The following is an 11673-nucleotide window of genomic DNA, read 5'->3' on the forward strand; positions in this document are numbered from 1 at the left end:
GCGCCGGCACCGGCGGTTGTTCGAGGAGGAGCCGTGAGGCTGGCGGACAGGATCGCTGAGGTCTCGACGGAGGACGCGGTTCGCGCCTCCGTGAGCTACGACCAGCTGCGTTCCGGGGATGGCGCGCTGTACTGGTTGGAGACCCGCCCCGAAGCCGGCGGGGTCGCAACGGTGACATGTTGGCGACCCGGCGAGGGTGTGCGAGACGTCAGCCCGGTGGGCTTCGACGTCACCAGCGGCGTTCACGCGTACGGAGGCGGGACGTTCGCTGTCGTTGACGGGACGTTGTGGTGCGTTGGCGGAGACGGCCTTTACCGGAGCCGTCTTCACGACGATGAACTCGAGTTGGTCTGTGCGGGATCCTTCGGCGACCTGACGATCGGCGACGGCGAGTTACTGGCTGTGCGGGAGTCAGAGCATGGTGACGACCTCATCGCGGTGGCGCTCACAGGTGCTCCACAGATGCGGACTCTCGCCGTCTCCCGGGGATTTCTCGGCGCACCTCGGCCAGGCCCGGGTTCGTTGGCCTGGACCGCTTGGAGCGAGCGCGACATGCCCTGGGATGCGTGCGAGGTGTGGGTCGCCTTCTACTCGCCGTATGGTCACCCCGAGCGCCCGGTGAGGATCGCCGGCGGTTCCGACGAGTCAGCGGTGGAGCCGAGGTGGGGTCCCGACGGGGCGTTGTACTTTGTGTCCGACCGCAGCGGCTGGTGGAACCTCTACCGGTGGGACGGTCACCAGGTGAAACTGGTGGCACCGATCGCGGGTGAGTGCGCGGCCGAGCCGTGGGAGCTGGGCTACGCGTCGTACGACTTCCTTGACGACGGCCGGATCGTCGTGGCGGTGCAGCACGGGCCGCGGCACCGCCTCGTCGTCATCGACCCTGACGGCACTGTTCGCCCGATCGACCTTCCATATACGTCCATCAAGCCCTATCTGGCCGTTCAGGGAACCACGGTGGCATTGATCGGGTCGTCGCCGACCGCGGCCCCACAGGTCGCGCTCGTGCACCTCACGGCCGGCGACCCTCGGGTGGAGGTGCTTGCCCGGTCGGAGCACGCCAAACTCGACGGGGCGCAAGTGTCGACGCCGACGGAACTGCGGGTTCATGTCGCGGGTGATCGAGAGGTAATTGCCCTGGTGTATCCGCCGACGGCCTCGGCGGCGGACTGGCGGGCACCGGTGATCCTGAGGGCCCATCCTGGGCCTACCGCCTCGTGCCTCCTGCGCTTGGACTGGCAGGCGCAGTTCTTCACCAGTCGGGGGTTCGCCGTCGTGGACGTCGACTATCTCGGCAGCACCGGGTACGGCCGGGTCTTCCGGGAGTCGCTGTACGGCCGGTGGGGCCTCGACGACGTTGATGACTGCGCGGCGGTGGCGGACCACCTGCTCGCAACAGGACGAGCCGTACCGGGTCAAGTCTTCATTCGCGGAGCCAGCGCCGGCGGATACACAGCCCTGCACGCGGTGGCGCAGAGCGGTCCGTTCGCTGCCGCCACGGCCGTGTCAGCGATCGTGGATCCCGACCGTTGGGCGGAAACCGTGCCCCGCTTCCAGCGCGCGCACGCCAGACGGCTGCGAGGCGGTGCCGGGCGGGTCAATGCCGCAACCGTTCAGCGGCCGGTGCTGCTCGTCCACGGCACCGCCGATGACGTGGCGGTGGTCGAGGATGTGCGGGAACTCGCCGATCAACTGACGGCCCACGGCGTGCCCCACGAATTGCTGCTTCTTCCCGACGTCGGCCACTACGTGGCGACCTCCTCCCAGGCGGGCACGGCGCTGGAAGCGGAACTCGCGCACTACCGTTCCGTGATGGCGGCTGCCGCTGCCGGTTAAGGGGACTACACCGCAGCCAGCGGTAGCTGAGAACGCACGTACTCGCCGAACTCACGGACCTCCGGCTCACACCGGTAGGGCTCAAGATCGGCTTGCACCTCAACGATGCGCTCCAAGCAGCGGTGCGAGGTGGTCCGCGCGGCGTGATCCACCGCCACTCGGCCGGCGGCGCAGGCTTCGTCGATTCGGCCAGCGGCAGCCAACGATGAGGCCAGGAGCGCGGTGTCGATGGCCAGTCGGCGGACATGTGTGGGACTCAGCGCGGCAAGGGCATCGCCCAGGTGCCGTTGGGTCTGCTGCGGTCGGCCTAGATCATGGAAACAGTGGGCAAGCTCGTCGGCGAGATAGGCCGGATCGAAGTACTGGATCCACAGCGGCTCGTCCTCGGTCCTGCTGCTGCGATTCAGTCGCCTCTCTGCGATGTCGAGGTGGACCATGCAGTCGCTTTCGCGTCCGAGGCGGGCGTACGTCCGCGCCACCACGGCGTGTAGCGCGGCTTCCACGGCGGGCGTTGCCTGATTCTCACTACCCCTCACCGCCGTGAGCGCCATCCGCAGCGCCGGCTCGGGATGGCCGCAGTGCAGCGCCAGGTGGCCGATGTTCACGGCGAGCAGGTAGCTGCCGTAGAGGCAGTCGTCGGCGGCCTGCGTCAGCCGCAGAGCGCGCAAGTAGCGGCGCTGAGCGAGACCGTGGGCTCCGGTGTCGACTGCCTGATACCCGCACAGTTCGAAGAAGCCCGCCGCCAGCCTGTACAGGCGCCGACCGATCGCTTCCGAGGCGGGGCTATTCGCCAGCAGGCGGTTCAGTTCCCCTTCGACATACCGCTGCACCTGGGCATGGACTCGTCCGGCACCGTGGGTGTGGTCCAGCTGCCGGAACATCGCCAGAGCGGTCTCAGCGGAGCTGAGGTCCTCCTCGCGAACCTGATCAGGTGAGCCGGGTCGCCCGGCCGCAGACAGTCGGGGGCCGGCGGCAGCGCTCAGCCAGTCCAGAGCGGCGCGATCGAGGACACCTGGCTGGAACGGAACCCGGACGACCATGTCGGCCAACCCCGAGTTCTCCGCCGGCTGAGTGGAGAGCAGGGTGATGGTGCCCGTCGGCGCCGTCGCTAGCTTGGCCGCGTTGACCCGATTCTTCTCGAGCAGCGGTAGCAGGCGCATCAAGGCACCACCGGTCGTCAACGCCTTGTCGCATGCCTCGACGAACTCCCGCGAGGGGAACCGGTCCGCCGTCTCGACTCGACGCACCAGGTCGGCACTGAATCGGATCATGGCACCCAGCCGCGCCTGCGAGAAACCGGCGTGCTCCCGTAACCGACGTAGCTCGGCACCGAAGAAGTGGCGCTCAGACATGGACGGTTGAAGCGCCCGCGGAGTCTGGCCCATGACACCGCCTTTCAGGCCGCCCACTTCCGGATGGCATTGAGCAGCGTGGACATCGCGCACCTAGGGTCACTCAGCGTTCAGCGCGGCGCAACCAGGAACGACGAAATGGTGTCGATCCGAACCCGCTCATGGGGCGAGCGCCATGCGGACAACCACTCCGTCCGCATGCTCGGTGTTCACGACTGCGGCTCGAAGGGTGAGGGTGTGGAGGACGGGGTGCCGACCACTCGTCAATCCGCTTCGGATCTTGAGGAACCCTCGGAGGTGGTAATGGAGCACGAGACGAGGCCATCCTCCGTGGTCGTGACGGGTGCTGGGATTGGGACAGAGCCCGCAGCTCGGGCATCAGGCGATGAGCCCAGTGCAACGCCCCTCCTCATGGGTCACTTGGCTCTTCATGACGTTCGGTAACCAAACCTAGACTCAAGGTCGTTTGCCTAGCGGGTCGGCGGGCGCTGCTCAGCAGCGCGTGCAGTTCCGTTAATACCTGTGGGCCTACGAGCTTCTGAAGTCAACGAATGAAGAGAGGTTCTCCCATGCCGGAGCGGGTCACCAAGGAAAAGGTTCTCTGCTACGTCGTACGTGACGGTCAACTGCTGGTCTTCCGGCACACCGATTACAGCTACGAGGAAGTCGGCATCCAGGTTCCGGCCGGCAGCATCCGCGCCGGCGAGACGCCGGAGGCGGCGGCGCTGCGCGAGGCCGGCGAGGAGACCGGCCTGAAGGACTTCAAAGTCGTGCGGAAGCTCGGCGAGACCGAGTACGACATCAGCCCGTACCGGTTCGAGCTCCAGCGCCGCCACGTCTTCCACCTGGAACTGACCGAGCCGACGTCGGAGCGGTGGATGAGCCAGGAGGACCACGACGGGGAGCAAGAACCAACGCACTTCGAATGCTTCTGGATTCCGCTGGAGGCCGCCCACATCCTCCAGTCCGGCCAGGGCGCCCTGCTGGGACGCCTGTACGACTGATCCCCGCCCGGTCACGGCCACCCCTGGGAGGCAGCCGATGTATGGCACCACCGATCAGCACGACCCGATGGCCCATCTGTACCGCGGCCTCGACGTCGAAGACGCCGACAGTGCCGTATCGGTGATCTTGAAGCTACGGGGTGAAACCTGCGACATCGACTGCCTGTACTGCTACGAGAAACGCAAGGAGGTCCCGGGGGGAGCCCGGATCGACGCGAGTCAAGTGCGTCGTCTCACCGAGCTCTTCTCGGGGCGTCCGCTCGCCGTGGAACTGCATGGCGGCGAGCCGCTGACGGCCGGACGCGACCATGTCGCCGAGGTCCTGCGCGAACTGGCATCCCAGCGCAGCGTCGTGCGGGTATCGATGCAAACCAACGGCATGTTGCTCGATGAGCAGTGGCTGGATCTGTTTGACGCCCTGTACCCGCGCCTCCAGATCGGCATCTCCCTCGACGGGGACGCGGCGGGCAACGCCTGGCGGGTTGGATACGACGGCCAGCCGGTCTACCCCCGCGTGGCCACCGCCCTGCGGCTGCTGGCTGGGCGCGGCCGGAAGGTGGGCGTGATCGCCGCGGTCACTCCGACCGTGCTCGGCCGTGCCGAGGCCGTCCTGGACCACCTCGCCGGCTTCGAGGCGGTCAACGCCGTCAGCTTCGTACCCTGCTTCGATTCCTCCGTTCAAGGCCCTACCGCTGCCCAGGGGCAGCGCGTTCCCGCAAGCCGGATCCTTCAGCGCGCGGCTCTGCGCGGCTCGCAAGGGCCCGGGTGGGCGACCACCCCGGACCAGTACGCCGAATTTGTACTCGCCGCCACCGTTCGCTGGATCGGCGCTGGCCACTTCGCCCGGCTGAAGCTAGAACCGTCCGTATCCACCATCCGACGGTTGCGCGGGCTGGATACCGGCTTCTGTCACTTCTCCAACCTGAAGTGCGACCACGTCTTCACGGTCTATCCGGACGGACGGCTCGGCAGTTGTGACGAACTGCCCTGGCCACAGGCCCAGCTCACCCTCTTGGACCAGCCTTCCGGGCAGAAGGCGGTCGTCGCGGCTCAGCGGCGGCTGCCGCTGCTGAACCAGGGCAAGGCACTCATGGAGCGGTGCACCACCTGCGCATACCGGTCCAGCTGCGGCGGCGGCTGTGTGGCCACCCGTTGGCGTCAGGACCAGGCCGGTGACCAGGACGCCTACTGCGACTACCGGATGCGGATGATCGACGGCATCGCCGCACTCCTCGCCCAGCCCGCCCACCCGGAAGGGGCCTGGTGCCGCAAGGTGCGCTCGCACCCTCGTACGCCGAACAGCATGCGCGACGTCGCCTCCTTCCTCGCCCACTGGGACCACCCCGAGGCGAACCGCCCACCTGTACGGCTACGCACCAGCTCGCACGGCAACATCAACACCGTCGGCCTGCCCGGCGTGCACGAGGCCGATGACCTCGACCCGGCCCACCCCCAGTGGCGAGAGGCGATCGAGCCCGGCGTTCGCTCCCTGGTCGACGCCGTCACCCAGGACTGGCGCCTGATCACGTACGACAGCTGCCAGGGACATCTCTATCCAGGACTTGATCTGCCGCCCGCCGAGCGCCGGATCGGCATCCTTCCGCGTGACCGAACCGAGTACGCGCGAGTTGCTGCCGCCCTATGCCGCGCGATCACCGCAGTGACCACCGACCTACCCGCCGCAGTGCAGGTGGCCGTCGGACGGGCGGAGCTGAGGTGCGAGACCACCGGACGTGCGAGCCCCGTGCTCGACTTGGTGCTGCGTCGGGGCACCAGGCACGGCTGGCCGGCGTACTTCGACGCCGTTGACGCGGCCACCCGCGCCGTCACCGACGCGCTACGCGGCGAGCGGCCCACCGAGGACGGCTGCTATTGCCCAGCGCCTCAGAGCACTGCTTCGACCAGCGAGGAGGCGGTATGGGTAGCGTCACGGCCTCGCTGACGATCCATCAGTTGCTGGGGCGGATCGTGTACTTCCACGCCCTGTTCATCGAGCCCGCACTCCTTCCCAGCGCCTCGCGCCGGCCCGGTCCGGTGTGCTGCAACCATGGCCCGGACTCGGGCCGCAAAACCGTCAGCGAGTTGTTGACTGACTCCGCCTGGGCGGCTCTCGTTGAGGTCGCCGCCACCCTCCCCACCCATGATCATCCGTGCCCGATGGTTAACGGCGCGTGCTGTGCCACCTGCCGCGTTGTGGTCGCAGCCGCAGCGGTCGGGGCTGGATGGGCGCAGACCGAGCACCGCAGCTACCAGCGGGCTGAGCCTGCCGAAACGCTCCTGCGCTCCTGCCGGCTCGCGGCGGCGGCACGGCTGGGGCGGGCCTTCGCCACACAGCACGTCGCTTGGTGCCCGGCGTTGGACCAGTTGACGGTGTGGGAGCCGCTGCCCGGCGCGGAGGAGCTGCCGTTGACCGGCGAGCTGCTGGCCCTGTGGGCCAATCCGACCGCCAACCCTCACCACCCTGTGGCCAGTTGGCTCAATCACTGCACCGGCCTGGACGACGTCCGCCGAGTGCTCGAGACGAGGAGGACCGACTCGTGATTCACATCGCCGAGACCGTCGCGGTCGGCAGCGTCGAGGGATTCGTCGACACCGAGGAGCGGGACCAGCTCGCAGCCATGATGAACGACTTCCTCAGCGATGAGGCCCGGCTCCGCTTCGGCGCGAGGCGGGCCACCTCCATCCATGAGATTCCCGGTCGCTCCAAGGAGCAGGCGATGGCCGTCTACGAGCCGGCCGGACGGATCGAGGTCCCAAGGATCCCGGACAGAGCCGAGGCACTGCTTCAGCACGCCTTCGACCGCGCCCGCCCCGCTCTGTCCCGCGTCATGCCGTCGATCACCGCTTGTCGGCCCTGGACCTACGTCGAGTACGGCCCCGGCCAGCACATCACCGGCCACCTCGACGGCATTGCCCCCGACCAGTTCGCTTGGCCGCGACAGATCGCCGGCATCAGTGTCGTGATCCGTGAGGCCGAGGCCGGCGGCGCGTTCTACGTCGAAAGCACGTCCAGCGACCGCCTGTGGAACACCCGGCTGGAGCACGACGCCCAGGAACAGGGATACGCGGGCGGTATGTGGCTGGCCCACGACGGAGCCGACCACTCCGCTGACTGGTATGCGGCCATGCCCCGAACCCGATGGAGCGTGAGCCCCGCCCCCGGCACCGCCCTGCTCTATGGCTCCCAGCTCACCCACGGCACCAAACCGGTCTCTCTCGGCCGCGTCGCGAAGTTCATCAGCTGGCTGATCGCCGAGAAGAACTAGGAGCGAGGCATGCTGCTGGCCTTGGAAGGAATCGCCGGAGCCGGGAAGAGCACGCTACGCGACCGGATCCTGGCCAACGCCGCCTGCGAGAACATCCGCCTCGGGCACATCGGCCAATTCTCCTGGCTGTCGCTGGAAGCGACCCGCTCCATCGTCAGCCTGCGGGCCGGCCGGCCGGCAGCAGACGGCGTGCGGGCGGTGGCCGCGGTCCGCCGCGACCTGGAACTCCATGCCCGCCATAACCTCGCCCCCGCGCTGTCCCTCGGCCCGGTCATCGCCGACCGGCTCACCTTGTCGACCGCCTGCCTGATCGCCCTGCTGCACGACCGTCCTGTTGCCCACTACGTTCAGCAGCTCGCCGAGGTCACGTCCGCGCGGGCGGACCTGATCGTCCTGCTCACCACCGAGCCCGAGCTGTGCCATGCCCGGCTGTCCGAGCGGCCCACAACGCGTCGCTTCGGGGAGGACCGCCCGATCGCCGCTCGGTATGCCGATCTGTACGAGCAGGCAGTCAACGCGTGGACCGAGGCAACCGGCCTGCCCGTGCTGCGCCACCCGTGCACAACCAAGCCCGACCTCGACCGGCTGGCCGCCGCCTGCCTGGAGCGGCTACGCCACACCGCACCGGATGCGGCGCGACCATGAGGAGGCAGCCCATGCACCTGCACCCGATGCACCCCGCCGCCTGGGTCCTTGACCAGCTTCGTGACGCCGGCTGGCGCGTCCACGACCTCCTCTGTTTCACCCGCGCCAGCACCCTGGTGCTCGCCAGCCGCAACGGGACGCCTCCGGTGGTTCTCAAGGCCGGCTTCGGCAGCAACCACGTCCTGGCCGAGCTCGACGGGGCCACCCGCAAGGCCGCCTACGGCTTCTACTGGTACGCGGAGATGACCGAGGCCGAGAGGGCCTTGCGCCGTGAGGACTTCCGCCACGAGATCGCCGTCACCCACGCCGCCCAAGGCGCCGAGCAGGTCGTGCCCCTGCTGGAGCAGGGCAGCACCGATCGGTTCGACTGGTACACCATGCCCCACTGCCGCGGAGGCAACTTCCGGCCCCGCCTCGCCACCAACCTCAGCCGAGACGACGCGACGGCCGGGCTAAGCATCTTGGCCGACGTCGCCGAGGGCCTGAGCACCTTGCACGAACGCGGGATCGTGCACCGCGACGTTTACCAGGAGAACGTCCTCATTCACGACGGCCACGGAATGATCACGGACCTTGGCGCCGCGCGCCGCACAGAAACCCCGCGCGGCCCCACCGCTCGGGCCCCGGAGGTGCACTGGCCCCCGGAGTACGCCACCTCCTACGACCGCGCCACCCCAGCGGCGGACACCTTCAGCCTCGGAGTCCTGACCTACCGCTACCTGTGCGCCGACATCCCCCGCCACGGCCCCTCCCGACTGCACATCGCGCCCGCCGGACTCCGCCCGATCATCACCGCGGCGCTCGCCCCAGCACCCGAGGACCGGCCCGCCATGAGAGAGCTGCGCGACGCCCTGCGCCAGGCGGTCACCCCCGCCGCCACGCCGGCCCAACGCAGCAGCTGACCCACATCAACCGGAAGGAGACGCGGTGCCCACCGCCCGCTCACCGCCACAGGAATCGGCTCCAGAAGGCGCAGGACCCACACCCCCATTTGGAAAGGACGAGCGCACTCATGGACAACGACCGGATCAGCGACTTCCTCGCCGCCGTGGACGACCTTCGCGGCGACGACGAAACCGTCCGCAGCACCCGCCACACCTCCAGCGTCTCCGCCGAGGGCTGGCCGACCGCTGAGGCCCCGGCGAGCACCGCGGCACCCGAGGGCACCGACGCCTGAACGCCCCGCATCACACCGACGGCCCGCCGTCAGTGAGTACCTCCTGGGGCCGGACCCTCACGGGGCCGGCCCCAGGCCCAGCCTGTCGGAAGGACCCACCCCGTGGACGCGCCCACCATCTCCTTCTCGTTCGCCCCCATCCAGGCCCACCACCGCGACCGCACTCGCCGGATTCGCGCCGTTCTCAAGCCCGCCGTCCAGCCGACCGCCAACATCCCCGACTTTTCGGGGTCGGACGCCTTCGACTACTGCCTGGCCCACCACGTCCTCGAAGGTGCCGAGGCCGCCGCCCGCTCCCGCGAGACCGCCACCTTCAACTGGTACGGCACCCACCCGGACGCGAACGCCTCAGCGCTATCGACCCCCACCGCCGTCGGTCCGCGCATAGTCCTCGCCCCCGAACTGGACCGCCTGCCCCGCTCGACGATCTCCGATACCCCCTACTACGTACTGAACTCGGACACCACCGCCGCCCCGCCGGACCTACGGGAACTGGCCGCCGCCGCATACGCCAACGGCGAGAAGACCGGCTTCGCCGATCTTCTCGCCGGCCACGCAGTCGTCGTCTGCCTGCTGCGCCACAAGAAGCTCGGCGACACCCTCGACAGCTGGACCCTCAGCCGGCTGCCCGGCACCATCTACTGCGACCACATCAACGAGCCCGTCGTCCTGGCTCGCGACCTGATTCACGAGGCGGGCCACAACTGGCTCAATGACGCCCTTGGCGCCACCGCCTGCGAGATCAGTGACGAAGTCAGGTTCTACTCCCCCTGGAAGGAGACGAGCAGGCCCGCCTTCGGCTTCCTGCACGCCTGCTTCGCCTTCCCCCTCACCATGATCTACACCGCTCGTGTCCTGCCCGAAACAAGCGGCGACCTGTACCGATTCCTGACCGCCTACTTGGACCAGCAGCGCGGACTGCTTGCCACCACCGCCGCCGACCACGACCGCGCACTCGCCCTGATCACCGACCCCACCTTGCGGGAACGCCTGCGCTCTGTCCACCGCGAAGCCCTCAGCCTGTGAACTCCACCGACACCTCGGTCCCCGCTACCGAGACCGCCCTCGCGGTCCGGCTGGGCGAGCCCGGCGTCATCCTGCGCGTCGGCCAGGCCGGCCATCCGACGGCGCAGGCGCACACTGGCTTGGCCAGTCTCGAACTCGCCGCGCCCATCGGGGAGAACACCGCCTTCAACATCGGCTCCGTCGCCAAACAGATCACCGCGTACCTGTGCATCCGCGCCGCCCGCGACGGCCTTCTCACCCTGGACCGGCCCGTCGACGACATCCTGCCCCGCTTCCACATCCCCGACGTCACCGTCGGCGACCTCATGCAGCACCGCGGCGGCATCCGGGACGCCGAGTCCCTGCTGTCCCTGGCCGGCTTCCGCGAACTCGACCACTACACCGCCGACGACCTGCTGCAACTCGCCTACCGTCAGCAGCACCGCGCCGTCGAGCCGAGCCGCTTCCTCTACAGCAACACCGGTTACCTCCTCCTCGCTGAAGCGCTCACGCACGCATACGGCGCCGGACTTCACGAGATCGCCAGCCAGCAGGTCTTCATCCCGCTCGGCATGGCCTCGGCCCGCTTCAAGACCGATCCACGTGAGGTGATCCCCGGTGCCGCCGCCAGCTACCAGGCCGTCGCCGGCGGATGGCAGCACCAGCAGCGCCCGGTCACTCTGCCCGGCCCCGGCTCCCTGTGGTGCGCCGCCGCGGACCTGGACCGCTGGCTCGCCCACCTCTGGCACGAATGGCACCTCTCGGTCGACGACGCGCTCCCGTTCGAACAGCACCTCAGCTACCAGCCCAGCGATCACGCGCCGTTCAAATACGGCGCTGGGCTGTACGCCGATCCGCGCCCCGGCCGCACCGCCGTCTTCCACTACGGCCACGAACAGGGGTTCTCCGCCGCCGCCCACCTCACCAACTCAGGGCTCCGCGCTATCTGCCTGTCAAACCACGCCGGAATCGCCGCCGACCAGGTGCTCGCCGCGGCCCTCGCCGACCCCACCCTTGAATCCGGCGCTGATCCGGGCGAACTGCTGTCTCGCGCGTTGGCAAGCCTTCCTGCGCCCAAGACCACCACCTCCACGGGCAGCGCCGACACCGAACCGGCTCACACGTCGCTCGGAACCTTTGTCTGCGACGAGGTTCCTGGCGCCGTACGCCTGACCCGCAGTGCGGGCTCGCTGTACTTGTGGCGTCGGGGAACATTCGACCGTCTCACCTGCACCGGGTCCACGTACGCCGCGGACGGCTACACGCTCACACTCGACACCTCTTCGACGGCGAATGAGGTTATGTCGACGCCGAACGGCTTCGTTCTTGATCTCGACCGCGCACCGGGCCTGCACTATCAACGACGGTCCGACTGACCCACGGCCACC

11 protein-coding genes are annotated in these 11673 nt (G+C 68.7%); 10 read left to right on the forward strand and 1 reads right to left on the reverse strand.

The genetic code is table 11. The annotated features are described in order from the left end of the window. Positions 1–681: 681 nt before the first annotated feature. Entirely contained in the window at positions 682–1836 is a 1155-nt protein-coding gene (locus ACQEUX_RS20000) for an alpha/beta hydrolase family protein (RefSeq protein ID WP_433056982.1), read from the forward strand. Positions 1837–1841: 5 nt separating this feature from the next. Here ACQEUX_RS20000 and ACQEUX_RS20005 read toward each other — a convergent pair whose 3' ends face one another. Continuing rightward, positions 1842–3221 carry a helix-turn-helix domain-containing protein gene (locus ACQEUX_RS20005; RefSeq protein WP_433050443.1) on the reverse strand — a complete coding sequence of 460 codons (1380 nt, stop codon included), beginning with the start codon at positions 3219–3221 and terminating at the stop codon, positions 1842–1844. Between the two features lie 536 nt (positions 3222–3757). Between ACQEUX_RS20005 and ACQEUX_RS20010 the strand changes: the two genes are divergently transcribed. The 9 genes from ACQEUX_RS20010 (at position 3758) to ACQEUX_RS20050 (ending at position 11661) form a co-directional block, all read left to right on the forward strand. Then, entirely contained in the window at positions 3758–4192 is a 435-nt protein-coding gene (locus tag ACQEUX_RS20010; protein ID WP_433050446.1) for an NUDIX hydrolase, read from the forward strand. Between the two features lie 37 nt (positions 4193–4229). After that, complete coding sequence (locus tag ACQEUX_RS20015) at positions 4230–6134, forward strand: radical SAM protein (RefSeq protein WP_433050449.1); 1905 nt, start codon at positions 4230–4232, stop codon at positions 6132–6134. Further along, positions 6110–6733: a hypothetical protein gene (locus tag ACQEUX_RS20020; protein WP_433050452.1), complete on the forward strand. Its 624-nt coding sequence runs from the start codon at positions 6110–6112 to the stop codon at positions 6731–6733. The genes ACQEUX_RS20015 and ACQEUX_RS20020 overlap by 25 nt, the downstream gene beginning before the upstream one ends. Then, complete coding sequence (locus tag ACQEUX_RS20025) at positions 6730–7458, forward strand: hypothetical protein (RefSeq protein ID WP_433050455.1); 729 nt, start codon at positions 6730–6732, stop codon at positions 7456–7458. The genes ACQEUX_RS20020 and ACQEUX_RS20025 overlap by 4 nt, the downstream gene beginning before the upstream one ends. Before the next feature lie 9 nt (positions 7459–7467). Then, positions 7468–8103, forward strand: a complete 636-nt coding sequence (locus ACQEUX_RS20030) for a hypothetical protein (protein ID WP_433050458.1) — start codon at positions 7468–7470, stop codon at positions 8101–8103. 11 nt (positions 8104–8114) lie between these two features. After that, positions 8115–9005, forward strand: a complete 891-nt coding sequence (locus tag ACQEUX_RS20035) for a protein kinase domain-containing protein (RefSeq protein ID WP_433050461.1) — start codon at positions 8115–8117, stop codon at positions 9003–9005. Positions 9006–9115: 110 nt separating this feature from the next. Then, on the forward strand, positions 9116–9280 hold the full coding sequence (locus ACQEUX_RS20040) for a hypothetical protein (RefSeq protein ID WP_433050464.1): 165 nt from the start codon (positions 9116–9118) through the stop codon (positions 9278–9280). Positions 9281–9382: 102 nt separating this feature from the next. Continuing rightward, complete coding sequence (locus tag ACQEUX_RS20045; protein WP_433050467.1) at positions 9383–10306, forward strand: aKG-HExxH-type peptide beta-hydroxylase; 924 nt, start codon at positions 9383–9385, stop codon at positions 10304–10306. Next, a complete protein-coding gene (locus ACQEUX_RS20050) occupies positions 10303–11661 on the forward strand; it encodes a serine hydrolase domain-containing protein (RefSeq protein ID WP_433050470.1) in 1359 nt (452 codons plus the stop codon). The genes ACQEUX_RS20045 and ACQEUX_RS20050 overlap by 4 nt, the downstream gene beginning before the upstream one ends. Positions 11662–11673: the final 12 nt, after the last annotated feature.

This window comes from Micromonospora sp. CA-259024 (genome assembly GCF_050936255.1).
Taxonomy (GTDB): domain Bacteria; phylum Actinomycetota; class Actinomycetes; order Mycobacteriales; family Micromonosporaceae; genus Micromonospora.

Coding starts and splice junctions, on each gene's coding strand:
- ACQEUX_RS20005 (WP_433050443.1), bottom strand. CDS start 3,221: ATGGGCCAGACTCCGCGGGCGCTTCAACCGTCCATGTCTGAGCGCCAC.
- ACQEUX_RS20010 (WP_433050446.1), top strand. CDS start 3,758: ATGCCGGAGCGGGTCACCAAGGAAAAGGTTCTCTGCTACGTCGTACGT.
- ACQEUX_RS20015 (WP_433050449.1), top strand. CDS start 4,230: ATGTATGGCACCACCGATCAGCACGACCCGATGGCCCATCTGTACCGC.
- ACQEUX_RS20020 (WP_433050452.1), top strand. CDS start 6,110: ATGGGTAGCGTCACGGCCTCGCTGACGATCCATCAGTTGCTGGGGCGG.
- ACQEUX_RS20030 (WP_433050458.1), top strand. CDS start 7,468: ATGCTGCTGGCCTTGGAAGGAATCGCCGGAGCCGGGAAGAGCACGCTA.
- ACQEUX_RS20035 (WP_433050461.1), top strand. CDS start 8,115: ATGCACCTGCACCCGATGCACCCCGCCGCCTGGGTCCTTGACCAGCTT.
- ACQEUX_RS20040 (WP_433050464.1), top strand. CDS start 9,116: ATGGACAACGACCGGATCAGCGACTTCCTCGCCGCCGTGGACGACCTT.